The sequence below is a fragment of the Pseudomonas sp. DTU12.1 genome, assembly GCF_009873475.1.
GTDB classification, from domain to species: Bacteria; Pseudomonadota; Gammaproteobacteria; order Pseudomonadales; family Pseudomonadaceae; genus Aquipseudomonas; species Aquipseudomonas proteolytica.
In genome coordinates, this window is sequence record NZ_CP045254.1 from 2,710,129 (window position 1) to 2,736,656 (window position 26,528).

A 26,528-nucleotide genomic window follows, 5' to 3' on the forward strand; every position below is an offset into this window, starting at 1 on the left:
GTCGCAGCACTAGGATCAGGCGAACCAAATGAATGGCCTTGGGCGTGAGCAGGACCAGGATTTTTTCATCGAAGAGCAGGTACGCACTGATCGCCTGCGTCAGCTGTTTAGCCAATCATTCTCTGCGGTTTTTGGCAGTTATCTGGCCGCGGGCATGCTGTGCTGGCTGTGTTGGGACCGGCTTGATCCCCGCCTGATGATCGGTTGGCTGGTATTGCTGGCAGGCTCGTCGCTCCTGCGTGTGTCGATGTTCCTGCAGTATTTTCGCAGCCCCCGCAGCGAGCGCACGCCCCAGCGCTGGGAGCGTCATTACTGGATCACCCTGGTGCTGTCGGCCGGGATCTGGGGGGCAGGGGCCTTTGCCGTGATGCCCGCCGATGACCGGCTGACCCAGGCCCTGGTCATGCTCTTTGCCGTGGGCATGTCGGTCAGCGCGGTGTCGTGCTACTCGGCCTACCGTTACATGACCATAGTGTCCATGGCCCTGGTGCTGTTGCCGTGCACCCTGTGGCTCTTGTTTCAACCTTCCAAGATGCAGATGGGCATGGCTGTTGCTGTGCTGGTGTTCTCGTCATTTGTCGTGGGGGCTTCGCGTAAATTGTCCGAGGCCCTGGAGACGGCGTTTCGCCTGACCCGCGAAATAGAGCGCGCCCACAGTATTTCAACGCGCGCCGCCCAGACCGATGAACTCACCGGTTTGATGAACCGCCGCGCGTTCTTCGAAAATGCCCAGGTGCTCTATGACCAATGCAAGCGCACTCACCAGCCGCTATGCGCGTTGATGCTGGACATGGATCATTTCAAGGCGATCAACGACACCTACGGCCACCAGGCCGGCGATCAGGTGTTGCGCCAGATTGGCCAGGTGATCAGAGCGTCCTTTCGCCAGTCGGATATCTACGGTCGCCTGGGGGGCGAGGAGTTTGCGGTGCTGCTACCCAATACCACCCTGGAAGTGGCACAGGACATCGGCGAACAGTTGATCCGCGCCATTGCGCGCTTGACCATCGACCCGGTACAGGGATTGAGTGCGAGCCTGGGCGTAGCCCCGAACTATGCTGCGGGTGACGACTTGCAGCACTTGATGAATGCCGCCGACAAAGCCCTGTACCGCGCCAAGGCCATGGGGCGCAACCAGGTGGCGGTTGCGTCCTAGCCTCAATCCTTGCCCATGATCTTGGCCAGCACCCGGCAGATCTGGTCGGCGGAGTAGGGCTTGGCCAGGAACTCAAAGCCGTCGTAGCCACAATTGGCCAGCTCCTCGCTGTAGCCAGACGTCAGGATCACCGGCAGGTCGGGCCGGCGTCGGCGCAGCTCACGGGCCAGCGCCACGCCACCCATGCCCGGCATCACCACGTCGGAAAACACCCCGTCGAACGCCCGGGCATCCGGGCCGATCATCTCCAGGGCTTCTTCGGCATGGGTGGCCCAGACGGTCTGGTAACCCAGGTCCTGCAGGATCTGGTTGGCGAAGCGGCCTACTTCCAGATTGTCTTCCACGATCAGGATGCGCCGCCGCGCGGCGTCCGGATCCAGTTCCAGTGGTGCCTGGACCGTGTTGTCGAGGATCGACTCGGGCTCCACTTGTGGCAGGTACAACGTAAACACGGTGCCCTGGCCGAGCACACTGGCCACATCCACGTTGCCCCCCGATTGCTTGGCGAACCCGAACACCTGCGACAGCCCCAGCCCGGTGCCCTTGCCGACCTCCTTGGTGGTAAAGAACGGCTCGAAGATGCGTTCAAAGGTCGCCTGGGCAATCCCGCTGCCGGTGTCGGTCAGGGAGATTGCCACGAAGGGTTTGCCTGAGCCGCCATGCCCGCGTATGCACGGCAGCGGCTGGTCCCGTTCCAGGCGCAGCACCAGCGTGCCCTGGCCGTTCATCGCATCCCGGGCATTGAGGGCCATGTTGATCAGGGCCGTTTCAAATTGGCTGGAGTCCGCGCAGACGTAACAGGCCAGTTCCGGCAATTGAACGCTGACATGGATCCGCGCGCCGGTGACCGTCTCCAGCATGTCGCCGATGTTCTGTACGCGCTGGCCCACATTGAACACTTGCGGGTTCAGCGGTTGGCGCCGGGCGAAGGCGAGCAACTGGCTGGTCAGCTTGCTGGCCCGCTCTACGGTATCGGTCACGGCGCTCATATAGCGCTGACGGCGCTCTTCAGGCAGGTTGGGCATGCGCAGGAAGTCGACTGACGAGCGGATGATCGTCAGCAGGTTGTTGAAGTCGTGGGCCACGCCACCGGTCAACTGGCCGATGGCTTCAAGCTTCTGCGACTGGCGCAACGCCGCTTCGGTCTGGTTGAGCAGGGTGGTGCGTTCCACGACCCGCTGTTCCAGGGTCGCATTCAAATCGGCCAGTGCCGACAAGCCCTCGCGGACGATGGCATCGGCGCGCACCCGTTCGATATGCGCCCAGGAGCGCTCCGTGACCTCGCCCAGCAGCGCCAGGTCGTAGGAAGACCAGCGGCGCGGCACGCGGTCGTGAATGGCCATCAGCGCGGTCAAGCGTCCGGACTTGATCAGCGGCATGCAAATCGTCGCCGTCACACCCAGAGCCTGGAAGGTCGCGGCTTCCTCGGGCGTCAGTTCCGTCAGGTTGTCATTAATGATCAACGGCTCACCGGCCTGCAGGCGCTCGACCGCCAATTGGCCGAAGTCGGCCAGGCGGTAGTGCCCGACAATGCTGGGCGAACCTTCTGCAGCCCAGTTGCCGCGAATGGTAAAGCCGTCTTCATCGGCCTCCATGTCGGCATAGGCGCAGTTGGACAGGTTCAGGTGGGTCGCCAGTATCTGTGTGGTGGCCGCCATGATCGCTGCAGGATCGGTGGCATTGGCTACACCGTTGCTGATCGCATCCAGCACGGCGAGGCGGCGGGCCATGAACACCGAGCCGGTAGTTTCGGTGACGGTATCGAGAATGCCCACGACGTTGCCGCAGGCATCGCGGATCGGGCTGTAGCAAAACGTGAAATAGGCCTGGTCCGGCGCATCACCACGCTCGACGATCAATGGGAAGTCTTCGATAAACGTTGCGTGGCCTGCAAATGCGGCTTCGGCGATCGGGCTGATCTGGCTCCAGGCTTCCTGCCAGATGGTACTGAAGGGCTGGCCGAGTGCATCGGGTTTGCTACCAAGGATCGGGACGAAGGCGTCGTTGTACAGGGTGGTCAACTCGGGGCCCCACACCACCGCCTGGGGAAAGTGGGAGGCCAGGCTCAAGGACACGGTGGTCTTGAGCACATCCGGCCATTGGTCCATCGGCCCCAGGGGCGTGTTGGTCCAGTCGTGGTGGCGAACCCGTTCGGCCATTTCACCGCAGCCTTGTAGCCAGTCTGTCATCTACTCAACACCTAGTTCGTCCCACGTTGCGATATGGCACCGCAATATCAAACAACAGACCCGGGCAATGTCCGGCAGTTCAGCGCTACTGCACGCCCAGAAGTGCCGTCCAGTAAATCCCGGCGTCGCTTTTCGGGTCCAGCCCGTAGGCGGCACCCAATTCGCGAAACTGCGGGTTCATCAAGTTGGCGCAGTGCCCGGGGCTGGCGAGCCAGCCATCGACCACTTTGCGCGGCGTATCCAGGCCCGCTGCAATATTTTCACCGACCTGCTGGGCCACGTAGCCAGCCAGCTCCGCGCGGTCGCCCGGGGTGCGGCCGTCGCGGTCCAGATGGTCGAAGAAGTTGTGGTTGGCCATGTTGCGTGCATGACTGTCGGCGGCGCTTGCCAGTTGCGCGTTCCAGGCCAGTGGCGTGGTGGCGGCGAAAGCCTGCTCGCCACATTGGCGCGGTTGCTTGCGGGCGGCGTTGACCATCTCCAGCAGTTGCGGGCCGGCCTCCTGGGAACTGGCCAGGCCGCGGCTCAGCAGCGGACGGGCGAGGACAATGCGCCAGTCCTGGCCATTGTTGCTGACGCCGATATCGACGAACTGCGGGTCCAGCACCACGCGGCAGAAACTCTCGCGCACCGCTTTCATCGCCGATTGTGCGTCGCGAGGTCCGGACAGGCTGATCGCCTGGACATTCACCATCGGGTAGGCCGCCTGGGCCAGGGCCTGCTGCAAATCGCCGGCATTATTGACCGGCAATACCAGGCGTGGGTCGACCGCCAGCGGTGGCAACTCCTGGGAACCCTGGTCGCCACAGCGTTGCAGTTGGCTGCGGTACTGGTTGATTGAGTCGATCAATTGACTCTCTTCGCTCGCCGACGCCGTGGCGCAAAACACCAGGCTGGCGGCCAGCGTCGTAACACCCATCATCAATGACAGAACGCGCATGGACGTTTCTCTTGAGCATGAAAGTGCCCATGATGCGCGATCAAGGGGCGCAGATGCACCCCTTGGGCAACATTTTGCCCTCAGTTCTTGAATGCCGAGTGCTTGCGGCCCTGGTCACACAGGGCAAACACCACCACCAGCACCGAGGCGATAGCGAGGATGATCACCACACCGTCCGTCGAGTGTGTGGTCGAAGCGGCCACCATCGACAAGGCACCCAGCGGCGCCAAGCCACCGGCGATGGCCGTACCGATTTCACGCCCGGTACCAAAGCCCGAAGAGCGAGTCTGGGTCGGGAACTGACGGCTGAGGAACGAACCTTGGGGGGCGAACATCATCGGCGCGAGGATCCCGGTGCCGATCCCGATGGCCAGGTAGATCATCAGGCTTTCACCGGTGTTCAGCAGCGCCAGGAACGGGTAGGCGAACAGCAGCGACAGCACGCCGCCCAGCACCAGTACCGATTTGCTGCTCCATTTGTCGCACAGCCAGCCGAAGCACGGCACGGCGACAATGGCGACCAGGCTGGCAATGGTCACCGACAGCGACGTGACATGCACGTCCACACCCTTGAACTGGGTGAGGTAGGCCAGGGAAAAGGTCTTGAAGATGTAGCTCAGGGCGTTGTAGCCAATAGCCACGAAGAACACCACGGCCAGGCCCTTGAGGTCATTCTTGAACAGGGCCTTGAGCGGCGAGACCTTGGCCTTGGCCGGCTCCTGGCTCAACTCCTTGAACTCCGGGGTTTCCGGAATGCTGTTACGCACCCACAGGCCCACACCCACCAGGGCGATGCTGCAGATAAACGGGATCCGCCAGCCGCCGGCCAGCAGGAACTCATTGCCATTGATGGTCAGCAGGTACACGGTCAGCGATGACAGCAGCAGGCCGAGGTTCAAGCCCAGCGCCGGCCAGGCACCCTGGCTGCCGCGCTTGCCTTCTGAAGCATGCTCGTAGGAAGTGACCGCCGCGCCCGACAACTCGGCGCCGGCGCCCAGGCCCTGGATGATGCGGATAAACACCAGAATGATCGGCGCCCAGATGCCAATCGAGGCGTAGCTGGGGATCAGGCCGATCAGCGTGGTGCACACGCCCATCATGCAGAAGGTCAGCACCAGCACATGTTTACGACCGAACTTGTCGCCCAGGTAGCCGAACAGAATGCCGCCGAAGGGGCGGGCGATAAAACCGATGGCGAAGGTGGAAAACGCCATCAGGGTCGCGGTCTTCGGGTCACTGTTATCAAAGAAGATTTTCGAAAAGACAATCGCCGCCATGGTTGCGTAGAGGTAGAAGTCATACCACTCCAGCATCGAGCCGAAGATGGTGGCGGCAGCGACCTTGCGCAGGCGTTTCTTGGTTTGTGCCGGGGTTTCCACCGTGGCGGGGTTATGGGCTTTTGCCGTCATGCTGTACTTCCTTCTCAGTCATTATATTTATTAGGGTGTTGCGAACGCGTTCAACTGTGGGAGCTGTCGAGCCTTGGCGAGGCTGCGATAGCGGTGGGTCAGGCGATATTTTTCTTGCCTGTGCCGCCGTCATCGCAGCCTCGCGGGGCGAGACAGCTCCTACAGGGGTATTTAGTTGGGGGTGAACATGCGGTCGGCGATCATTTCGCCAATCGGAATGGCAGAGGTGGCCGCTGGTGATGGCGCGTTGCACACGTGCAACATGCGCGGCGTCTGGGCGAACAGAAAGTCGTGTACCAAAGTGCCGTCGCGCATCACCGCCTGGGCGCGGATCCCGGCTTCATAAGGCAGCAGATCGTCGAGTTCCAGGGATGGGCAATACTTGCGGCATTGCTCCAGGTAGCCGGACTTGAACAATGAGTTCTTCATTTCCACACTGCCGGAGCCGAGGTTCTGCCAGATGGTTTTCCAGAAGCCGGGGAAGCGCGCGTACTCGGCCACATCCTTCCAGTTGATGGAAAATTTCTTGTAGTTTTCCCGACCCAGGCCCAGTACGGCATTAGGGCCGACGGTGACGCTGCCATCGATCATGCGGGTCAGGTGCACCCCCAGGAACGGCAGCTCAGGGTCGGGGATCGGGTAGATCAAGTGGTTGACGATGTTGTTCTTCGACGCCGGCAAGCGGAAATACTCGCCACGGAACGGGATGATCTGGTGGTCGATATCAATCCCGGCCAGGGTCGCCAGGCGGTCCGATTGCAGGCCGGCGCACACCACCAGGTGCCGTGCCTGCCAGGCGCCATCGAGGGTGCTGACGGTGACTTTGTCGGTGTCTTCGGCAATCGCGGTGACGGTTTTTTCCAGGCAGATCTCACCGCCGTTACGGCGTATCACTTCGGCCATGGTTTCGCAGACCTGGCGGTAGTCGACGATCCCGGTGGCATCGAGGAACAACCCGCCCAGGCCGACGATATTCGGCTCGCGGGCGCGCAGTTGCTCGGCGTCCAGACGTTCGACTTTCATCCCGTTGAGTTGCGAGCGCGCATAGAGCGCCTCCATGCGTTGAACTTCCAGGGCCGTGGAGGCCACCAGCAATTTGCCGCACACCTCGAACTTGATCCCATGTTCGCGGCAGAACTGTTTGGTGGCCTCGGCGCCGCGCTTGCACAGGTCGGCCTTGAGGCTGCCGGGTGCGTAGTAGATGCCGGCATGGATCACGCCGCTGTTATGGCCGGTCTGGTGCTTGGCCAGCACCGGTTCCTTTTCCAGGATCACCAGTGATGCGTTGGGCTGGCGCTTGAGCAGCTCCATCGCGGTGGCCAGGCCGACAATGCCGCCGCCGATGATGCAAAAGTCATAAATCATGTGGGGGCTACCTAAATCAATACATTTCAGTCTGCTTATCAGGTTGTCAGACTAATGTTTTTGTTAAAAAAACGGCGCGCCCGCAGGCACGCTTTATCGGTATGGGGCGATCAGTGGGTCGCGGGCAGCTCCAGTTGCAGGCGTTTGGCAGCAGCCCGCAAATGCGCTTCGGCGGCAGCGGCGGCGCCTTGTGGGTCGGCGTCGACAATGGCCTGGTACAGCGCCTGGTGTTCCTGGGTGGCATCGGCCGAGCCGCTGGCAAAGCGCGAGGCCGAGTTTTCCCAGGCGGTCTTGCGCGCGCTGGCCAACTGGCTGCGCAAAAAGTCGTGGAAGGCGACGAAGTATTCGTTTTTGCTGGCGTCGGCGATGGCGCGGTGAAACTCCACGTCGGCGAGGGCAGCGGCTTCAAAGTCTGCGCGCTTGTCGTGCATTTCCTGCAGGGCCCGCTTCATGCGCTGCAGGTCGCCCGCGTCACGGCGTTGGGCGGCAATGGAGGCTGCCTGGGTTTCGATCCACAAGCGCACTTCGAACATTTGCGCGAGGTCAGGGCGCCGGCCGTTCTTTTCTGGAAAGCGGAACACCGTACCGGCCGGGGTCTGCGAAATAAACGAGCCCAGGCCACGCCGGGCGGTCAGTACGCCATCGGCCTTGAGCTGGGCAATCGCCTCGCGCACCACCGAACGGCTGACATTCAACTGTTCGGCCAGTTGCTGCTCGGTCGGCAGGCGCGACTCGGGCGCCAGTTGTCCGGAGTCAATCTCGGCCCGTATGGCGCTGACTACGCGCACGACGAGGGAATCTGGACGCTGGAGCTCAAGCATGGCAAAACCTAGGTGATCAGGTTGTCAGACAATAGCTGTTACGATTTTCCCTTGTCAAGGCGCTGTGCTGGCCTGCAGCGTTTTTACCCGGCGCGCGCAGGCCAGCAGTAGAGCCAGTGCGACCAGCCCCGAGGCGACCCAGAACGCTAGGCGAAACCCTCGGCCAACCGCTGCGGGCAGCGCCGCATGGACATCGCCCATGCCCCAGGCAAACACCGCTCCCAGCGCCCACGCGCCGACAATCAAGCCCAGGTTGCGCGACAGGTTCAGCCAGCCGGCAATCGTCCCGCGTCGATCCGCCGGCACATTGCCCATTACCGCCGTGTTGTTGGCCGCCTGGAATTGCGCGTAGCCCAAGGTGAGGATCCCCAGCGCGCCGATGTAACCCGTGACGCCCAGAGGCATCAACGCCAGCACCAGGCAGCCGGCCAGCATGCACAGCAGGCCGCCCAGCGTGGTGGCGTAGCTGCCGCAGCAGTCGGTCAGGCGCCCGGCCGGTATGCCCGCCAGCGCCGCGATACACGGACCTACCGCCATCGCCAGGCCCATCTGCGCGGGATCGAGTCCTATGCCATGGCTCAAGTAAAACGGCCCGGCGACCAGGGTGGTCATCATCACCGCGGCCACCAGCGTACTCATGCCCAGCCCGGCGCCCAGGGCCCGGTCATGGAGTGTCGCGAAGACACTCAAGCGGCCCGCACCCGCTGGTTGCGGATCTCTATCAGCCTGTGTGCGTTGCACCAGCACAAAGGCGAGGGCGGCCAACGGCAGCATCACCAGAAACAGCGCACGCCAGCCAGACGCCGCAATCAGTGCGCCGCCGATGGCCGGCCCCAGGCCAGTGCCCACCGCCGACAGCGTCCCCAGCAAACCCATGACGCGACCGGTCTGCGCTTTGGGGACGGTGGCCGCGACCAGTGCCATGGTCATTGCCAGCATGATCGCCGCGCCAAACCCTTGCAGCGCCCGCGCCGCGACCAGCACGCCAAGGGAGGGCGCGGCACTGCACAGGGCACAGGCCACCGCGAAGACCAGCACGCCGGCCAACAGCAGGCGGCGATGGCCGAAGCGATCCCCCAGGCGACCGACACTCACCAGCACAGCGGTGATTGCCAGCAAATAGCTCAGCACCACCCACTGCACCGCCGCAAAGCCTGCCGCAAAGGCCTCGGCCATTTGCGGCAGGCCGACATTGGCAATGCTGGTGCCCAGCGAAGCCAGGAGCATGCACAGCGACAAACCGGCGAGCACGCCGCGTGGGGGAGGGGATGTCATGGGGTTTCCTTGCTCTGCACCGTGGTCGTTGCCCGCACTCTAGGCTGTCGCCTAACATGGCGGAAGACGCATCAGTTGCACTCTATATGTGCGTCAAACGCCTGATAAGGATTGCCGCCGTGTCGCTGCCTGACTTCAACCTGCTGATCACCCTGGACGTGCTGTTGGCCGAAGGCAGTGTCGCCCGTGCCGCCCAACGCCTGGGCCTGAGCCCCTCAGCCATGAGCCGTGCGTTGGCGCGGCTGCGCGAGACCACCGGCGATCCGCTGCTGGTGCGTGCCGGACGCGGCCTGGTGCCGACCCCCCGGGCCCTGGAACTGCGCGAACGGGTCGGCCAACTGGTGCAGGAGGCCGAAGCGCTGCTGCGTCCGCTGCAGGTCCTGGACCTCAAGGGCCTGGTGCGGACCTTCGTGCTGCGCACCAGCGAAGGGTTCGTCGAAAGTTTCGGTCCTGCGCTGATCGCCCATGTGGCCGAGCAGGCACCCGGCGTGCGCCTGCACTTTGTGCATAAGCCCGGTGCGCCGCTGCGCGACAGCAGCGTGGACCTGGAAACCGGCGTCGTCGATAGCAGCGCCCACCCCGAAGTCCTCACCCAGTTGCTGTTTCGCGACCGCTTTATCGGTGTGGTGCGCGCCGGCCACCCGTTAAGCCAAGGTCCCATCACCACCGCGCGCTACGCAGCCGGCCGGCATATCTACGTGTCTCGGCGCGGGCGCGAACGTGGGCAGATCGACCACGCACTTGAGGCCTTGGACCTGACGCGAGACGTGGCAACCATCGTCACCGGGTTCTCTACGGCCGTGGCCCTGGCGCAACGGACCGACCTGATCGCCAGCGTTCCCGAGCGCTATACCAGCGGTCTGCGTGAGGGCCTGTTCAGCTTTGCCCTGCCGGTCGAGGTGCCGCCGTTCAGCGTGGCGATGCTCTGGCATCCACGGCTGGATGCCGACCTCGCGCATCGTTGGTTGCGCGGCTGTTTGCGCCGGGTATGTGGCGCAGAACAGGTACAATCCCCGCTGCCTTGATTGCGAAATACCAGGAAACAGGAATTCGATGTTCACCCTTACCCACTACACCAGCCCATGCCCCGAGCCCGTCAACAGCCAGATCTTGCAGATGGTGGTCGACTACCTGACCGACATCAGCTCGGTCGCCTTACCGCCGAGCAACCTGCTGTACAACATCTACCAGTATGCAATCGGCTACGAAGTGCACCTGTACCTGGAGGCGCTGGGTGGGGCCAAGGGCATTGCGGTCGAGCTGATTGTGGCGACGGATGAGCAGGATCCGGCCAAGGTCATCGGCTTCTTGCTGTACCTGCCGGTCAAGGACGATCCCGAGGCCTGCGGCGTGGCCTATATGGCCGTGCATGCCAGCCACCGCCGCCAGGGCGTGGCGCGGGCGATGATGGATGAGATGCTCAGCCGTTACCCCCATGGCGAATTGACCTGCACCGTGGAAAAAGTCCCGGCCTTTGAATCCATGGGCTTCCAGGTGCGCGGCGTGCGCGGGACTCAGGTCTTGATGAATACACGCGACTACAGCACCGATGGCCTGATGGGCGTGTTGGATGTGGCATCGATCTATAGCTCGCTGGAAGTGCGGCAAATCCACACCTACCTGCTACAGAAACACGGCAAGCGCGCGATGATCGATGCCGAGAAACAGCGCGACCGGCATTTCGACCAGATGACCCGCAAGGCCCGGCTATTCGTACAGAGCCGCTTGGCCTGACTGGGCTTCGAACTTACTGTGGACCGCTGGCTTTATGTGGCGAGCGGGCTTGCCCCGCGCTGGGTGGCGAAGCCACCCCAACAGCCTCACCATGCTCCGTCAGACACACCGAGGTGGTAGGTTTTGGGGCTGCTGCGCAGCCCAACGGGGGACAAGCCCCCTCGCCACAGGGGGCTTGCAGCCCCCTCAAGCCTACTGTGTGACTACTGGCTTTATGTGGCGAGCGGGCTTGCCCCGCGCTGGGTGGCGAAGCCACCCCAACCGCCTCACCATGCTCCGCCAGACACACCGAGATGGCAGGTTTTGGGGCTGCTGCGCAGCCCAACGGGGGCAAGCCCCCTCGCCACAGGGAACTTGCAGCCCCTCAAGCCTACTGTGTGACTACTGGCTTTATGTGGCGAGCGGGCTTGCCCCGCGCTGGGTGGCGAAGCCACCCCAACAGCCTCACCCCGTTCCGCCAGACACACCGAGATGGCAGGTTTTGGGGCTGCTGCGCAGCCCAACGGGGCAAGCCCCCTCGCCACAGGGAACTTGCAGCCCCTCAAGCCTACTGTGTGACTACTGGCTTTATGTGGCGAGCGGGCTTGCCCCGCGCTGGGTGGCGAAGCCACCCCCAACCGCCTCACCATGCTCCGTCAGACACACCGAGGTGGTAGGTTTTGGGGCTGCTGCGCAGCCCAACGGGGGCGATACGGCGTTCCGGCAAGCCCCCTCGCCACAGGGAACTTGCAGCCCCTCAAGCCTACTGTGTGACTACTGGCTTTATGTGGCGAACGGGCTTGCCCCGCGCTGGGTGGCAAAGCCACCCCCAACCGCCTCACCATGCTCCGCCAGACACACCGAGGTGGCAGGTTTTGGGGCTGCTGCGCAGCCCAACGGGGGCGATACGGCGTTCCGGCAAGCCCCCTCGCCACGACCGTGTCCATAACCACAATTGCCCCCATGGCCAGATAAAACCGGTCGGTCACAACAAAGGCGGGCTGTCGCGGAAAAGGTCATGGGCATCGAGCAACCGGTACGCAATCTCCGGCCGTTTCTCCAGCCCTTTGCGAATCGCTGCCGGAATCGACTGCCGCGTCTTGCGGCACAGCCCCGGCAGTTCATCGATCACGATCTGGATCCCGCGCATGCTTTTGACTTCGGTATGCCCTGGGGCGATGTGCACGCGGATGCCCAATTGCTGGTGCATCAAGTGTTGCATGCGTTCCAGGTCTGCCAGGCTTTGCAGGTTTTCCAGGCGTTCGAGCAGTTTTTTTTCTTCCTGGCGGGTCAATTGCAGGATGCGCTGGTCGGTACCGGGCGCATCGAGCAATTGCTCGCGCGCGCAATCACACACAGCAGGTGGGCAGGGTTGGCGAATTGTCATGATCACTCCCTCCCCACGCTGGTGCTGACGGCTCAGTAGGTCAGTTGCACGCCCAGGCTGCCCAGGGCGTTCCAGTACTCAGGATAGGTCTTGCCCACGCAGTCCGGGTCCTGGATCCGGATGCCCGAGACTTTCAGGCCCGCCAGGGCAAAGCACATGGCGATGCGGTGGTCGGCGTGGGTGTCGATCAGCGCGGTGCAGGCCGTGCCCGCCAACGCTGGATCGCTGGCCACCAGCAAGTCATCACCGATAATGGTCGCCAGGCCCGGGCGGATCTCGTTGAGGCCGTCATGCAGGGCCTGGACGCGGTCGCATTCCTTGACGCGCAGGTTGGCCAGCTCGGTGAAGCGCACCGGGGTGTTGTTGAACGCCGCCAGCACCGCCAGGGTCGGGATGGCGTCCTGCATCTGCGAGCCGACCACCGTGGCCGGCATCTGCGGGAATTGCGCGATCACGGCCTGGGCCTTGGCATCGGGCTGGGTGAAATCCTGTGCGGCGACGCCCAGGTCGATGCTGCCGCCGGTCAGCACTTCGGCAGCCCACAAGTAGGTGGCGGCAGACGCGTCGGGTTCGATCAGGTAATCATTGGCGGTGTAGCCGGTAGGGGCCACGCGCCAGGTGCTGTCGTTGACCACGTCCACCTGGGCGCCAAAGGCGCGCATGCAATCCAGGGTCAGGTCGACGTAACCACGGGCACCGATGTCTTTGCCGGTCAACGCTACTTCGATCGGCGCTTCGCCACAGGCGGCAAGCATCAGCAGTGCCGAGACGTATTGGCTGGACAGGCCGCCATCGATCTCGAAGCGCTTGGCCTGCACGCGGCCAGTGCCGTGCACGGTCACAGGCGGGCAGCCGGTGGGGCTTTCAACCTTGATGCCATTGTGGTTCAGGGTCGCCAGTAGCGGGCCGATGGGGCGCTTTTGCATGTACTCGTCGCCGTCCAGTACCACGGTGCCTTCCACGGTCGCCACGGCGGCTGTGAGAAAGCGCATCGCGGTGCCGGCGTTGCCGAGGAACAGCGGTTGCGCCGGCAACTGCAGCTTGCCATGGCCGGTGACAACAAAGGTCACGTCATCCGGCTCATCGATGGTCACGCCCATCTGGCGCAAGGCCACGGACATATGCCGGGTGTCATCGCTTTTCAGCGCGCCGCTCAGGCGGCTGGTGCCCTTGGCCAGGGCTGCCAGCAGCAGGGCGCGATTGGTAATGGATTTGGAGCCGGGAGGCGCTACCTTGCCGTGCAATGGAAAGTTGGGCGGTGTCACGGTCACGGTTTTCTGCGAACTCAAGGTACAAGGCTCCTGATTCAAGGCGCGGTGGCTGGGAGTGGCCGGCTGGCGGAGACGAATAATCGACCATCCGGCACGCTAGGGTCAAATCATGGCGCAGGTTTAACCGCGCAGGCTCAACCAATAGGCATGCAAGGCCCTGGCCGCCGGTTCGATGCGGGCCACCTGTTGTTGATGGGCGGCCACATCCAGGTCGGCCGGCAATTGGAAGTTGTCCTGCTCGGCGCACCAGGAGATGGTTTCCAACTGCGCTGCCTGCTCGGCCGGCAGGGCTGGCCATTGGCTGATCGCGGCGCCACGGATATAGCCAAAGCACCATTCCTCGGCGAGGGTCAGCGGCAGGCCCTGGTGTTCGGTTTGTTCGAAGCGCGCCTGAAAGCCCTGGGCATCACTGGCCAACTGCTGGGCGATGCCAGTGAGATGACGTGTGCACAGGTCGATGAACTGCTCCAGTTCGGCCTTGCTTTCCCATGCCGGGATCTGGTCGCCCCAGATGGCCGGGAACCAGATGGCAACATCCACCGGCGCCGGGCCGGACACCAGGGCGGTGAAGTAGCCATCGAACTCGGCCAGGTTCAGTACCGAGTTGTCGTCGCCGTACTTGAGCAGAATGTCTTCGATGAACTCGAAATCGGCAGGGGCGAGGGCTGGGTCGTGCATGAAAATATCCTTTGAGCGTCAAGCGCCGCAGATAAGGCGGCGTAAAACGCGGAGGATGGCGCGAGTCGGCGTTTTAATCCAGTGCTAGATCACCTTCACCGCCCGCCCAATCGCCTGGATCGGCCCGGTTGGCTTACCGGTCGGCGAGCCATTGGGGCCTTCCAGGGTCATCTCGAACAGTTGGTTTGGCGCCAGCGGCGGCAGCTTGTCCAGGGGGATCGACAGGCTCTGCCCCGGCTTGACCAACCCGAGGGAAACCGGGCCTTGCCAGTCATCACCCTTGGTCCAGAACTCCAGTGCCTTGTCCGCCGGTATCTGCATGACGCCCAGGGGGATCAACTGGATTTGCTGATCGTTGCTGGCCTGGATTACCCAGCCTGGGGCCTGGCTTTGTGGCGCCGTCAGCACCACCACGTAGGCCGTCGGGTTGATGGCGGCGGGGCGGGTCAGCAGCAGCGATGTCAGCACCAAACTGGCCAGCAAGCCGGCACCGGCTAGGCCACGCCACAGCGCGAGCAGGTTCCACCAGGGCACCGGCGGCGTGTCGCCCACGGCGTGATGGCCCAGGCTGCGTTCAATGCGCCGCCACAGGTAGGGTGAAGGCGCCACTGGCTCGGCCAGCTCGGTCAGCGGCAACAAGCGCTGTTCCCAGGCCTCCACCGCCGCGCGCAAGGGCGCATCGTGTTCCAGGCGTTGCTGCACGTGCAGGCGTTGCTCGGCCGCCAGGGTGCCCAGTACGTATTCGCCGGCCAGGTCGTTCAATTCTTCGGGGGTCATGCCATGCACTCACGCAATGCCGCGAGGCTGCGTTTGATCCAGGCTTTGACAGTCCCCAGCGGGGTGCCCAGTTTCTGTGCGATTTCACTGTGGGACAGGCCGTCGACATACGCATGCAGGATGCAACTGCGACGCGCCGGTTCCAGGTGTTCCAGGCACTGGTAAACCTTGCCGCTACGGGCACGGTATTCGAAATGCTCGGTGCTGGGGTCAGCCGCCAAGGTCTGTTCATGCTCATCACTGAGCGCAACTTCGCGGCCCTTTTTGCGCATGACGTTGAGCGCCATATGCCGGGTCACGCTATACACCCAGCCACGAGCCGAACCCCGGCGTGGGTCGAAACCGCTGGCGCCGTTCCAGATATTGATAAACGCCTCATGCACGATGTCCTCCGCCAGGGCCGTATCCCGCGCAATGCGCTTGGCCACGCCGAGCAGCCGGGCGCAATCCTGTTCGTACAACTGACGCAAGGCTTGCTGTTCGCCGCGGGCGCAGGCCAACAGGCAGGCTTCATAGTCAAAGAGAGGTTCGGGCAAGGATTGTGGCCGCCTTTGAGGGTCAGGCCCCGGCCGCGATTGGCCGGGGTGCTAGCGCAGCAGCTTAGACGACTTTTTTTGCCAGGCGCATCATTTGGCCGTCCAGAAGATGTAATCCGCCTGGTACTTCACCACTTCTTGCTGGCCTTTATTGGCGGTACTGCATTCGGCACTTGGCGCCACGCCACCCTTGAGCGCGACGCGCTGGATATAGCTGACACCGCTCATTGCACCCTTGCCTTCGGCCGGGTTGGCCTTGACCAGTTGATAGGGCAGGTTGCCCGCGCTGGACGGCGCCACGGCCAATTGCGTGCCGGTGACTTTCGAACCGTCCTGGGCCTGCCAGGTGGCGGGCGGGCCGAAGTAGGTGCCGACCTGCTTGCCGCTGCGATCATTGAGCACTGCCTTGGGGCCGACGAAGACCCATTCGGTCTGGCCGGCAGCGTTGGCCTTGTCGCGGCACTCGTAGGTGATTTCGCCGACACCGGTGGTTTCCATGGTCACCTTGTGGCCGTCCGGCACCTTGATGCTGTCGGGCAGGCTGGTCTGGGCAAAGGCCGCGGGCGCCGCGAGCAGCAGGCAGGTCAGGCAGAGCAGGGGTTTAGTGTTCATCGGTGTCTCTCCGTAGGGGTGAACAGCAGAGCAGCGTTATGGCTACTACCTGTACTACTCACGGCACGGCTGACTGGATGCACGGCGCGACAAATAAATCCATGAGACGTAAAAGGAATAAAGTCAGATCGTATTGATATAAGTCGTTATAAGAAAAATCGCTATGCTGCCGCCAGAATTTTATAAGGCCGCAGGTAGTTGTAATGGATGTGGGTAATTTTGGTTTTGTAGTGGCAGGCCTGATCGTTGGATTTATCGTCGGCATGACCGGCGTGGGTGGCGGGTCGCTCATGACCCCGATCCTGTTGTGGTTCGGCATCAACCCCGCCACGGCGGTGGGCACCGACTTGCTGTATGCGGCCATCACCAAGTCCGGTGGGGTGCTGGTGCATGGCAAGAACAAGAACATCGACTGGACCATCACCGGCTGGCTGACCCTGGGCAGCGTGCCGGCAGTATTGTTGACGCTGTGGTTCCTCAAGAGTCTGCACACCGACCCTAGCGCGATGAACGAGGTGATCAAGCAGGCCCTGGGCGTGGTACTGCTGCTCACGGCCCTGGCGATTCTGTTCAAGAAAAAACTGTTGGCCTTTGCCCAGCACCATGCGGGCGACAACTACCATATGAGCCCGCGCAACCTCAACGGCCTGACAGTTTTCACCGGCGCGATCCTCGGCACCATGGTCGCCCTGACCTCCATCGGTGCCGGCGCGCTGGGCACCGTGGCGTTGTTTATCCTGTACCCGTTCCTGGCCACCAAGCGCCTGGTGGGCACCGAAATCGCCCACGCCGTACCGCTGACCCTGGTCGCAGGCCTAGGGCATGCGAGCATGGGTAACATGGACTGGCATTTGTTGGGGTTCTTGCTGATGGGGTCGCTGCCGGGGATCTACGTTGGCAGCCATATGTCAGGCCGGGTGCCGGATGAACTGCTGCGCCCGTGCCTGGCGGTGATGCTGGGGTTGATTGGTTTCAAGCTGGCGTTCTGACTGCGGTATGTTGTGGCAGTGGTGCTTTTGTGGAGAGGGGGCTGCTGCGCAGCCCAGCGCGGGGCAAGCCGGCTCGCCACAACAAACCCGCTTCCCACAACAAGTCCGCTTGCCACGATAAGCCTTATGCCTTACGCGATTTATCCAACCACTCCACCGCTGTGCGCCAGATACAAATCCCCAGGAAGTACGCCGACATCAACAACCACAGGCCCATGGTCAGCTTGTTGGTATACGGCTGGTCGATCACCAGCAACAGGCTGCACAGCAGCCACACCGTGGTCACCGCAATGTTGATCGGCATAAAGCGCTTGACCCGGAATGGGTGCAGGAACTTCATCGGGGTCACTGTCAGCAGCGCCAGGCCAATCACCGTGGCCAGGGTGATCCAGGCGTCCGGGTCAATGATGTAGACACACAGCGCCACCACGTTCCAGGCCGCGGGGAAGCCCTGGAAGTAGTTGTCCTTGCTCTTCATGTTGACGTTGCAGAAGCAGAACAGCGACGACACCAGGATCACCGAGACGGTGAACAGGTGGGTGAAGTCCGGCAGGTCGATATAGCGGTAGATAAACAGCGCCGGGATAAACACATACGTCAGGTAGTCGATCACCAGGTCCAGCACCGAGCCATCAAAGCTTGGCAGCACGGTCTGCACATTGACCCGTCGCGCCAGCGACCCATCCACGCCATCTACAATCAATGCCAGGCCCAGCCACAGCAGGCAGGCCTTGGGTTGGTTCTCCAGCAGCGCCAGCGTCGCGAGGAAGGCCAGCACCACGCCGGTGGCGGTAAAACCATGGGCGCCCCAGGCTTTGAGTCTGGCTACATGCAGGGTCGATATCACAGGGGCGTTCTCCAAAAGGTGAAACACGGCAGCCGACGGCGATTGAGCGTCGAATCTGGCCAAGGGATGCAGGTATCGACCGGAAAGGTGGGGATAAGGTTCACCACCACGGCGTTAGGTTTAGCGTAGCAAGCGTTGACGGATTCGGCATCAGCCCTGACGGAACACCAGGGCCTTCAAGCCGCTTTGCGGGTCGATATCGGGAAATTCCGGCGGGTTTGCCAGGCGCTGCTCAAAGCGCAGCCCCGGCGCTTCGCGGGTCACGCCTTCGATCAGGAAGTCTTCGCCAAACGCCGGGTCGTTCATGCAGGCCAATACTGTGCCCTGGGGCGTCAGCAAATCTGGCAGGCGGCGCAGTACGCGCTGATAGTCCTTGGTCAGCAGGAAGCTGCCTTTCTGGAAGGACGGCGGATCGATGATCACTAAGTCATAGGGACCGTTGCCGGTGACCTTGGCCCAGGACTTGAACAAGTCGTGCCCCAGAAAACTCACCTTGCCCAGGTCATGGCCATTGAGCCGGTGATTGTCGCGGCCCCGGCTCAGGGCGCCACGGGCCATATCCAGGTTGACCACATGCTCGGCCCCGCCCTCGATGGCGGCCACGGAAAACCCGCAGGTATAGGCAAACAGGTTCAGCACCCGCAGGCCACTGGCGTGTTCGCGTACCCAATTGCGGCCGTAGCGCATATCCAAAAACAGCCCACTGTTCTGTTTTTTGCCCAGGTCGATGCGATACAGCAGGCCGCCTTCGGTGATGGTCAGCTCCTCGACCATCTGCCCCCACAACCATTCGGTGGTGCTTTGCGGCAGATAGCGATGTTGCAACGCCAGGGTGTGGGCGCCGGCCTGCTGCCATTCGTCGCTGGTGCAGAGGTTGCGCAGCAATTGCTGCAAGGCATCCAGTTCCACCGCTTCGGGCTCCTTGAACAAAGCAACCAGCACCACGCCTTGCAGCCAATCCACAGTCAGTTGTTCCAGGCCCGGCCAGCAGCGGCCCCGGCCGTGGAACAGGCGCCGGGTTTCTGCAGGTACGTCGCGCAGGGCGGCGAGCAAATGGGTGTGGAGCAGGGCGAGGGCGTCAGGGGTCATCGGGCAGCGTCGATCATTAAACGGGCGGCATTTTAAACACAATTGCGGTGTTTCAGGTGGTTGAAGCACAACGTGCTTTTAATTGGCTGTGTTTAAGCATTTTGTGCTGCAAATCGCCCGGCAACCTATCCAGAACAGTCAAAAAATCCTTTTGGGCAGACATAAACTGGAAAAAACAGCTCGGAGGTGCCCATGAACGGTTTCGTAAAGACAGTCAATCAAACAGCCATTGACCAGCAGGAGCTCACCGAGTGGCGCGACGCCCTGGCATCCCTGGTACGCCACGCCGGCCCTGAGCGCGCGCGGGAGATCCTCGATATGCTGGCCGACGTCGGCAACACCCCGGCCATAGGCTGGAAGCCGCGCCATGGCACGCCGTACATCAACAGTATCGACGTGGATCAACAGCCCCACTTTCCCGGCGACCTGGCCACCGAAGAACGCCTGGCCTCGCTGGTTCGCTGGAATGCCCTGGCCATGGTGGTGCGGGCCAACCAGGCCTATGGCGAACTGGGTGGCCATATCGCCAGCTATGCCAGCGCGGCGGACTTGTTCGAAGTGGGTTTCAACCATTTCTTCCGTGCGCGCCACAACAATGAGGGCGGCGACCTGGTGTTCTACCAGCCCCATTCCGCGCCCGGCATCTATGCGCGTGCGTTTCTTGAAGGCCGCTTGAGCGAGCAGGACCTGGCCCATTACCGCCAGGAGCTGGGCGCCGTCAAGGCGGGCGCCCGTGGCCTGTCCAGCTATCCGCACCCGTGGTTGATGCCGGACTTCTGGCAGTTCCCCACCGGCTCCATGGGCATCGGCCCGATCAGCTCGATTTTCCAGGCGCGCTTTATGCGCTACCTGCACCATCGCGGCTTGCAGGACACCACCGACCGGCACGTCTGGGGCGTGTTCGGCGACGGCGAGATGGACGAGCCGGAAAGCATGTCGGCCCTGACCCTGGCCGCTCGCGAAGGCCTGGACAACCTGACCTGGGTGGTCAACTGCAACCTGCAACGCCTCGATGGACCGGTGCGCGGCAACGGGCGAATCATCGACGAACTGGAAGCATTGTTTGCCGGTGCCGGCTGGAACGTGATCAAGCTGGTCTGGGGTTCGGACTGGGACGCCTTGCTGGCCAAGGATGAAGACGGTGCGTTGGTGCGCACCTTGTCCCAGACCGTGGACGGGCAGTTCCAGACCTTTGCCGCCAAGGACGGTGCCTACAACCGTGAGCATTTCTTCGGCCAGAGTGAATCCCTGGCCAAGCTGGCGGCGGGCATGAGTGATGAGCAGATCGACCGCCTCAAGCGCGGCGGCCACGACATGCTGAAAATCCATGCCGCCTACCATGCTGCGCGGCGGGTCAAGGGGCGCCCCACGGTGATCCTGGCCCAGACCAAGAAAGGCTTCGGCATGGGCGAGGCCGGCCAGGGCAAGATGACCACCCACCAGCAGAAAAAACTCGACCGCGAGGCGTTGATCGGCTTTCGCAACCGCTTCCAGTTGCCCTTGACCGACGAGCAGACCGAATCCCTGAGCTTCTACAAACCCGCCGCCGACAGCCTGGAGATGCGCTACCTGCACCAGCGCCGCGCCGCCCTTGGCGGCTATGTGCCCAGCCGCAGCCAGAGCGCCGAGCCGGTACCCGTTCCGCCCGTGAGTGGCTACGCCGGTTTCGCCACCCAGGCCGAAGGCAAGGAAATGTCCACCACCATGGCCTTTGTGCGCATGCTCAGCAACCTGCTCAAGGACAAGGCCCTGGGGCCGCGGATCGTACCGATTGTCGCCGACGAGGCGCGCACGTTTGGTATGGCCAACCTGTTCAAGCAGATCGGTATTTATTCCAGCGTCGGCCAGCGCTACGAGCCGGAAGATATCGGTTCGATCCTCAGCTATCGCGAAGCCACCGACGGGCAAATTCTGGAAGAAGGCATCAGCGAGGCCAGCGCGATCAGCTCCTGGGTCGCGGCGGCCACCAGTTATTCGGTGCATGGCTTGCGCATGCTGCCGTTCTACATCTACTACTCGATGTTCGGTTTCCAGCGCGTGGGCGACCTGATCTGGGCCGCCGCCGACCAGCGCGCCCGCGGCTTTCTGCTCGGTGCCACGGCGGGGCGTACCACCTTGGGCGGCGAGGGCTTGCAGCACCAGGACGGCAGCAGCCACCTGATGGCCGCGACCGTGCCCAACTGCCGCGCCTACGACCCGGCATTCGCCGGCGAGTTTGCGGTGATTCTCGACCACGGCATGCGCCAGATGCTTGAGCACGATGTCGACGAGTTCTACTACGTGACCCTGATGAACGAAAACTACCCGCAGCCGAGCCTGCCGGCGGGTGTCGAAGCCGCGATCATCAAGGGCATGTACCGCCTCGACGGCAGTGCCGGCGCCAAGGTGCGCCTGCTCGGCTCGGGCACCCTGGTGCGCGAGGCCCAGGCTGCCGCGCAGTTACTGGCTGACGATTGGCAGATCGACAGCGAGGTGTTCAGCGTGACCAGCTTCAGCGAACTGGCCCGCGAAGCGCGGGAGGTGGAGCGCTACAATCGCCTGCATCCGCTGCAAAGCCCACGGCACAGCCACCTGGCGACCTGCCTGCCACCAGGCGCGCCAGTGGTTGCGGTGTCGGACTACGTGCGCGCAGTGCCACAGATGATCGGCTCGTACCTGGGGTCGAGCTATACCGTGCTGGGGACTGATGGGTTCGGGCGTAGCGACACCCGTGCGGCGTTACGCGACTTCTTTGAGGTAGACCGCCACCACATCGTCCTTGCCGCGCTGGCGGCCCTGGTGGAACAAGGCAGCCTGCAGGCGCAGGTGTGCCAGCAGGCTATCGACCGCTACGGCCTGCACACCGAGCGCGGGGCGTCCTGGACCCACTGACGAGGACTCACAGTAGGAGCGGGCTTGTGTGGGAGCAGGCAAGCCAGCTCCCACACAAGCCCGCTCCCACAGGGTTTTTCGGTGTGTTCTAGAGCGTGGCAATCAACGCCGGCCCAAATGCCTCATGCAAAAACTGCGGCGCGATGTAGCGCTGGTAATGCGCCTCCGATAAAAGGAAAAACTCCCGATCAATCGCATCACGCAAATCCGCCAGGTGCCGCTCACGAAACTCCGGCAGCAGCGCCAGGCCATAGGCATCGAGCCTAGAAATCACCCGCGCACCGCGGGCAATCAACTGATAGGCCCAGCAGTAAGGTGACTGGTGCGGCATAAAGCGGATCTTGCGCGCTTCCAACTGCTGGCGCAGGCGCGGGGCATCCAGCACTTGCAGCTTGCTGGCCATGACCTGCACCAGCAACTGTTCGAGGCGTAGCCAGACCGCTTGTTTTTCCTCGGCGCTATAACCGTTCCACTGAATGACTTCATGGTGATAACGCTTGCAGCCACGGCACACCAGGTCGCCATACACGGTGGAGCACAGGCCGACGCACGGCGTCTTGATGGTTTGATTTGGCATAAAAACCGCGTCTTTCCTAATCCACGACAAAAGGGTTCATCGGCGCTCCAGGGCGCTGAACTGCTGGTTCAACCACTGATACAACTGGGTGACTGCCCGTGACATCTGCCCACGGTGGGGGCAGGCGAAACTCAAGGGGTACACATCACCGGGAACCTCGGGCAACAGCACCACCAAACGCTCGGCCTGCACATCGGCGTACACGTCCAGCCAGCATTTGTAGGCGATGCCTTCACCCGCCACCGCCCAGCGCCGCACCACGTCGGCGTCGTCACTGAACAAGGGGCCGGCAACCTGCACGGTCTGCTCACCCAGTTCCCAGCGGTCATGCAGACGGCCGTTTTGCAGGTACAGCAGGCACGGGTGGCGGGTCAGGTCGTTGACCGATGCGGGGGCACCGTGGCGCGTCACGTAATCGGGCGATGCCACCAGCACCCGGCGATTCCAGGGCGCCAAGGGCAGGGCGATGTAGTTGGCATCCTCGTTCCAGCCATAGCGCAGGGCCACGTCCACCGGGTCGCGAAACAGGTTGGTGACCTGATCCGATACCAGCAAGCGCAAGGTCAGCTCAGGGTGTAGGCGGCGGAACTCGGTGAGCATCGGCAGCAGGATATTGCGCCCCAGGTCCGAAGGCGCGGCGACCTGCAATGTGCCCTGCAGCGGCGCGTCATCGCCGCGCAAGCGTTCGCGGCCCAGGGCCAACTGCTCCAGCACGCCACGGGCGGTGGGCAGGTACTGTTCGCCCTCGGCACTCAACCGCAGGCTGCGGGTGGTGCGGGTAAACAGGCGCACCTGCAGTTCCCGCTCCAGGCGCTTGATGGCCGCGGCGACTTGCCCCGGCAACAGATTGGCCTCAACCGCGGCGGCGGTGAAGCTGCCCAAGGCAGCGCTGCGCAGGAACAGCCCAAGATCATCGATGCGGATCATTTTCACTCCAGGGATGAAAGTGTTGCTGCATTTTGTCGATTTTTCTTCGCGCTGGGAACGGTAAAGATATAAGCCATCGAGGGCCATCGCCCCTCATCAACCGTGAGTTCCCATGAAAGCAATCTCCTTTACCCAACATGGCCTGCCCATTGACGACCCGCGCTCGCTGATCGACGTGAACATCGATGCTCCCCAGCCAGGCCCCCGGGACCTGCTGGTAGAAGTGCAGGCCGTGGCAGTCAACCCGGTCGATACCAAGGTGCGCGCCGGCACTTTCGCCAAGGAGCCGAAAATCCTCGGTTGGGATGCGGCGGGCATCGTGCGCCAGGTGGGCGCCGACGTCACCCTGTTCAAACCGGGCGACGCGGTGTACTACGCAGGCTCCTTGATCCGTTCCGGCAGCTACAGCGAGTTCCAGGTGGTTGATGAACGCATCGTCGGTCACCGGCCGCGCACAGTGGATGCGGCCCACGCCGCCGCCTTGCCGCTGACTTCGATCACTGCCTGGGAGTTGCTGTTCGATCGCCTTGGCGTGACCGAAGGCGGCGGTGAGGGCGAGGTGCTGTTGGTGGTCGGTGCCGCTGGTGGGGTGGGTTCGATCCTGGTGCAACTGGCCCGCCAACTCACCCGCATGACCGTGATCGGCACCGCCTCGCGGCCCGAGACCATCGAGTGGGTCCAGCGCATGGGAGCCCATCACGTGATCGACCATCGCCGGCCCATGCTCGCCCAGCTCAAGGCACTGGGGGTTGATGGGGTCAGCCATGTCGCCAGCCTCACCCATACCGAGGAGTACCTGCCGCAACTGGTAGAAGTGCTGCGCCCCCAAGGGCGGCTGGGGTTGATCGACGATCCGGCCAGCCTGGATGTCATGCCACTCAAGCTCAAATCCCTGTCCTTGCACTGGGAACTGATGTTCACCCGCTCGCTGTTTGAAACGGCGGACATGATCCAGCAACACCATCTGCTCAACCGCGTGGCCCAACTGATTGACCAGGGGGTGTTGCACACCACCCTCGGCGCGCATTTTGGTGCGATCAACGCGGCCAACATGCGCAGCGCCCATGCCCTGGTGGAAAGCGGCAAGGCGCGGGGCAAGATTGTGCTTGAAGATTTCCAATGAACACCCTGATCAAAGCCCTGGGCTTATCGCTGTGCGTAATGCTTGCCGGCTGCGCCAGCCAACCTACCAATGGAGTCGCCAGCATGACCAAACCGTTGATATCCATCGCCGTACTCAAGGCCAAACCGGGCCAGGAACAAGCGCTCAAGGCCGGCCTGCTGGCCTTGGTCGAACCGACCCGCACCGAGCCAGGCAACCTGGACTACGTGCTGTTCGAACTGCGTGACGAGCCCGGCACGTTCTATATGCGTGAAGCGTTCAAGAACCAGGCGGCCCTCGATGCGCATTTTGCGATGCCGTACTTCCAGCGCTTTGCCGCCACGGCAGACGACTTGCTCCAGGAACCGCTCAAACTGATCTTCCTTGAGCAAGTGTCCAACTGAGGCCGTACACCGCAACTGATTGTAGGAGCGAGCTTGCTCGCGAAAAACGCCTAGGCGCCGCGTTTATCCGGGGTGCCTGGGTTATCGTTGACGATCTTCGCGAGCAAGCTCGCTCCTACAGGAGGTGTGGGGCGATCAATCCCAGCTCAACGCCCCGCCAGTCTGATACTCGATCACGCGGGTCTCGAAGAAGTTCTTCTCTTTCTTCAAGTCCATGATCTCGCTCATCCACGGGAACGGGTTGGTGGTGCCTGGGTATTCTTCCTTCAAGCCGATTTGCGACAGACGACGGTTGGCGATGAACTTGAGGTAGTCCTCCATCATCGCTGCGTTCATGCCCAGCACGCCGCGCGGCATGGTGTCGCGTGCGTATTCGATCTCCAGCTGGGTCCCTTGCAGGATCATCTGGGTCGCTTCTTCCTTCATCTCGGTATCCCACAGGTGTGGGTTTTCGATTTTGATCTGGTTGATCACATCGATGCCGAAGTTCAGGTGCATCGACTCATCGCGCAGGATGTACTGGAACTGCTCGGCCACGCCGGTCATTTTGTTGCGACGGCCCATGGACAGGATCTGGGTGAAGCCGCAATAGAAGAAGATGCCTTCCAGCACGCAGTAGTAGGCGACCAGGTTGCGCAGCAGTTCCTTGTCGGTGTCGACGGTGCCGGTTTCGAACTTCGGATCGGAGATCGAACGGGTGTACTTCAGGCCCCAGGCGGCTTTTTTAGCGACCGATGGGATCTCGTGGTACATGTTGAAGATCTCGCCTTCATCCATGGCCAGCGATTCGATGCAGTACTGGTAGGCGTGGGTGTGGATCGCCTCTTCGAAGGCCTGGCGCAGGATGTACTGGCGGCACTCCGGGTTGGTGATCAGGCGGTACACGGCCAGGACCAGGTTGTTGGCCACCAGGGAATCGGCGGTGGAGAAGAAGCCCAGGTTGCGCATGACGATGCGACGTTCGTCGTCGGTCAGGCCTTCGGGGTTTTTCCACAGGGCGATGTCGGCGGTCATGTTGACCTCTTGCGGCATCCAGTGGTTGGCGCAGCCGTCGAGGTACTTCTGCCAGGCCCAGTCGTACTTGAACGGCACGAGTTGGTTGAGGTCGGCGCGGCAGTTGATCATGCGCTTTTCGTCAACGGCGACACGGGCGCAAGCGCCTTCAAGCTCGGCCAGGCCTTCGGCGATGTCGAGTTTGTCCAAGGCAGCCTTGGCCCGCACGATGGCGGCGTAGTCATTGGCGGTCACGGCGCGGGCTTCGATGGCAGCGGCAGCGCCGGCACCGTCGAGGCGGTCCATGTTGGCTTCGGTGGCGTGGCCGGCGTTGGCGCCGCGGACTACTGCCGCACCGGTGTCTTCGTTGTCGACTTCATCCCAACTCAGCATGAAATACTCCTTCCTGGTCTGTTCTGACGGTGATGAGGCCGTCCAGAAAACTCGATAATTACCGGCGTCGCACACTATGTAGTGGTCGGCTGCCTGGGTTGGCACACTATATGGTGTGTAGGAAATATGGTCAACGCACAAGATATGCGGTTTTCGGTCACTGCCTGGCGTAGGTTCAGCCATAACACCTGGGTGGCTGGATGGGGCGCC

At 62.6% G+C, this 26,528-nt stretch carries 24 protein-coding genes; 7 read left to right on the forward strand and 17 right to left on the reverse strand.

Annotation, left to right across the window (positions count from 1 at the left end):
• The first annotated feature begins 28 nt into the window (after positions 1 to 28).
• Positions 29 to 1,156 (forward strand): diguanylate cyclase, encoded by a 1,128-nt coding sequence (locus GDV60_RS11820; RefSeq protein ID WP_070994955.1) that lies wholly within the window; start codon positions 29 to 31, stop codon positions 1,154 to 1,156.
• 2 nt (positions 1,157 to 1,158) lie between these two features.
• On the opposite strand, the gene GDV60_RS11825 is transcribed toward GDV60_RS11820, so the two are convergent.
• The 6 genes from GDV60_RS11825 to GDV60_RS11850 form a co-directional block, all read right to left on the reverse strand.
• Positions 1,159 to 3,345, reverse strand: a complete 2,187-nt coding sequence (locus tag GDV60_RS11825; protein ID WP_159907287.1) for a response regulator — start codon at positions 3,343 to 3,345, stop codon at positions 1,159 to 1,161.
• Positions 3,346 to 3,430: 85 nt separating this feature from the next.
• Complete coding sequence (locus tag GDV60_RS11830) at positions 3,431 to 4,282, reverse strand: CAP domain-containing protein (RefSeq protein WP_133714469.1); 852 nt, start codon at positions 4,280 to 4,282, stop codon at positions 3,431 to 3,433.
• Between the two features lie 80 nt (positions 4,283 to 4,362).
• Complete coding sequence (locus GDV60_RS11835) at positions 4,363 to 5,691, reverse strand: MFS transporter (RefSeq protein WP_029295104.1); 1,329 nt, start codon at positions 5,689 to 5,691, stop codon at positions 4,363 to 4,365.
• A 171-nt stretch (positions 5,692 to 5,862) separates the two neighbouring features.
• Positions 5,863 to 7,056 carry an L-2-hydroxyglutarate oxidase gene (gene lhgO, locus GDV60_RS11840; RefSeq protein ID WP_159907289.1) on the reverse strand — a complete coding sequence of 398 codons (1,194 nt, stop codon included), beginning with the start codon at positions 7,054 to 7,056 and terminating at the stop codon, positions 5,863 to 5,865.
• A gap of 110 nt (positions 7,057 to 7,166) precedes the next feature.
• The gene (locus GDV60_RS11845; protein ID WP_029295107.1) at positions 7,167 to 7,877 is read right to left on the reverse strand and encodes a FadR/GntR family transcriptional regulator; all 711 of its coding nucleotides are present in this window, start codon (positions 7,875 to 7,877) and stop codon (positions 7,167 to 7,169) included.
• Between the two features lie 54 nt (positions 7,878 to 7,931).
• Positions 7,932 to 9,152 carry an MFS transporter gene (locus GDV60_RS11850; RefSeq protein ID WP_159907291.1) on the reverse strand — a complete coding sequence of 407 codons (1,221 nt, stop codon included), beginning with the start codon at positions 9,150 to 9,152 and terminating at the stop codon, positions 7,932 to 7,934.
• A 119-nt stretch (positions 9,153 to 9,271) separates the two neighbouring features.
• Here GDV60_RS11850 and GDV60_RS11855 point away from each other — a divergent pair, with 119 nt between their 5' ends.
• Together GDV60_RS11855 and GDV60_RS11860 are read left to right on the forward strand one after the other, a co-directional pair.
• Entirely contained in the window at positions 9,272 to 10,177 is a 906-nt protein-coding gene (locus tag GDV60_RS11855) for a LysR family transcriptional regulator (protein ID WP_159907293.1), read from the forward strand.
• 28 nt (positions 10,178 to 10,205) lie between these two features.
• Positions 10,206 to 10,886 (forward strand): GNAT family N-acetyltransferase, encoded by a 681-nt coding sequence (locus tag GDV60_RS11860; RefSeq protein ID WP_104912198.1) that lies wholly within the window; start codon positions 10,206 to 10,208, stop codon positions 10,884 to 10,886.
• A 964-nt stretch (positions 10,887 to 11,850) separates the two neighbouring features.
• Here GDV60_RS11860 and GDV60_RS11865 read toward each other — a convergent pair.
• The 6 genes from GDV60_RS11865 to GDV60_RS11890 form a co-directional block, all read right to left on the reverse strand.
• On the reverse strand, positions 11,851 to 12,252 hold the full coding sequence (locus GDV60_RS11865) for a hypothetical protein (protein WP_092236192.1): 402 nt from the start codon (positions 12,250 to 12,252) through the stop codon (positions 11,851 to 11,853).
• Positions 12,253 to 12,284: 32 nt separating this feature from the next.
• Positions 12,285 to 13,541, reverse strand: a complete 1,257-nt coding sequence (gene aroA, locus GDV60_RS11870) for a 3-phosphoshikimate 1-carboxyvinyltransferase (protein WP_159907295.1) — start codon at positions 13,539 to 13,541, stop codon at positions 12,285 to 12,287.
• Between the two features lie 102 nt (positions 13,542 to 13,643).
• Complete coding sequence (locus tag GDV60_RS11875) at positions 13,644 to 14,201, reverse strand: UPF0149 family protein (RefSeq protein WP_092236199.1); 558 nt, start codon at positions 14,199 to 14,201, stop codon at positions 13,644 to 13,646.
• Positions 14,202 to 14,285: 84 nt separating this feature from the next.
• Positions 14,286 to 14,978, reverse strand: a complete 693-nt coding sequence (locus tag GDV60_RS11880; RefSeq protein ID WP_159907297.1) for an anti-sigma factor domain-containing protein — start codon at positions 14,976 to 14,978, stop codon at positions 14,286 to 14,288.
• Positions 14,975 to 15,514 carry a sigma-70 family RNA polymerase sigma factor gene (locus tag GDV60_RS11885; RefSeq protein WP_159907299.1) on the reverse strand — a complete coding sequence of 180 codons (540 nt, stop codon included), beginning with the start codon at positions 15,512 to 15,514 and terminating at the stop codon, positions 14,975 to 14,977. The genes GDV60_RS11880 and GDV60_RS11885 overlap by 4 nt, the downstream gene beginning before the upstream one ends.
• 90 nt (positions 15,515 to 15,604) lie before the next feature.
• Entirely contained in the window at positions 15,605 to 16,126 is a 522-nt protein-coding gene (locus GDV60_RS11890) for a DUF3455 domain-containing protein (RefSeq protein ID WP_159907301.1), read from the reverse strand.
• A gap of 203 nt (positions 16,127 to 16,329) precedes the next feature.
• On the opposite strand from GDV60_RS11890, the gene GDV60_RS11895 reads away from it, so the two are divergent.
• The gene (locus GDV60_RS11895) at positions 16,330 to 17,115 is read left to right on the forward strand and encodes a sulfite exporter TauE/SafE family protein (protein ID WP_029295128.1); all 786 of its coding nucleotides are present in this window, start codon (positions 16,330 to 16,332) and stop codon (positions 17,113 to 17,115) included.
• A gap of 124 nt (positions 17,116 to 17,239) precedes the next feature.
• On the opposite strand, the gene pcsA is transcribed toward GDV60_RS11895, so the two are convergent.
• Both pcsA and GDV60_RS11905 read right to left on the reverse strand, forming a co-directional pair.
• On the reverse strand, positions 17,240 to 17,962 hold the full coding sequence (pcsA, locus tag GDV60_RS11900) for a phosphatidylcholine synthase (protein ID WP_029295130.1): 723 nt from the start codon (positions 17,960 to 17,962) through the stop codon (positions 17,240 to 17,242).
• Positions 17,963 to 18,112: 150 nt separating this feature from the next.
• Complete coding sequence (locus GDV60_RS11905; RefSeq protein WP_159907303.1) at positions 18,113 to 19,051, reverse strand: class I SAM-dependent methyltransferase; 939 nt, start codon at positions 19,049 to 19,051, stop codon at positions 18,113 to 18,115.
• Positions 19,052 to 19,243: 192 nt separating this feature from the next.
• Here GDV60_RS11905 and mdeB point away from each other — a divergent pair, with 192 nt between their 5' ends.
• Positions 19,244 to 21,922, forward strand: coding sequence for an alpha-ketoglutarate dehydrogenase (gene mdeB / locus GDV60_RS11910; RefSeq protein ID WP_159907305.1), 2,679 nt, complete (start codon positions 19,244 to 19,246; stop codon positions 21,920 to 21,922).
• A gap of 88 nt (positions 21,923 to 22,010) precedes the next feature.
• On the opposite strand, the gene GDV60_RS11915 is transcribed toward mdeB, so the two are convergent.
• Together GDV60_RS11915 and GDV60_RS11920 are read right to left on the reverse strand one after the other, a co-directional pair.
• Positions 22,011 to 22,499 (reverse strand): DUF1289 domain-containing protein, encoded by a 489-nt coding sequence (locus GDV60_RS11915; RefSeq protein ID WP_029295134.1) that lies wholly within the window; start codon positions 22,497 to 22,499, stop codon positions 22,011 to 22,013.
• A gap of 36 nt (positions 22,500 to 22,535) precedes the next feature.
• Positions 22,536 to 23,426 (reverse strand): LysR family transcriptional regulator, encoded by an 891-nt coding sequence (locus GDV60_RS11920; RefSeq protein WP_159907307.1) that lies wholly within the window; start codon positions 23,424 to 23,426, stop codon positions 22,536 to 22,538.
• A gap of 112 nt (positions 23,427 to 23,538) precedes the next feature.
• Here GDV60_RS11920 and GDV60_RS11925 point away from each other — a divergent pair, with 112 nt between their 5' ends.
• On the forward strand, positions 23,539 to 24,549 hold the full coding sequence (locus GDV60_RS11925) for a zinc-binding alcohol dehydrogenase family protein (protein WP_029295136.1): 1,011 nt from the start codon (positions 23,539 to 23,541) through the stop codon (positions 24,547 to 24,549).
• Positions 24,550 to 24,632: 83 nt separating this feature from the next.
• Positions 24,633 to 24,932, forward strand: coding sequence for a putative quinol monooxygenase (locus GDV60_RS11930; protein WP_057441906.1), 300 nt, complete (start codon positions 24,633 to 24,635; stop codon positions 24,930 to 24,932).
• Positions 24,933 to 25,067: 135 nt separating this feature from the next.
• Here GDV60_RS11930 and GDV60_RS11935 read toward each other — a convergent pair whose 3' ends face one another.
• A complete protein-coding gene (locus GDV60_RS11935; RefSeq protein ID WP_159907309.1) occupies positions 25,068 to 26,318 on the reverse strand; it encodes a ribonucleotide-diphosphate reductase subunit beta in 1,251 nt (416 codons plus the stop codon).
• Positions 26,319 to 26,528 lie beyond the last annotated feature (210 nt).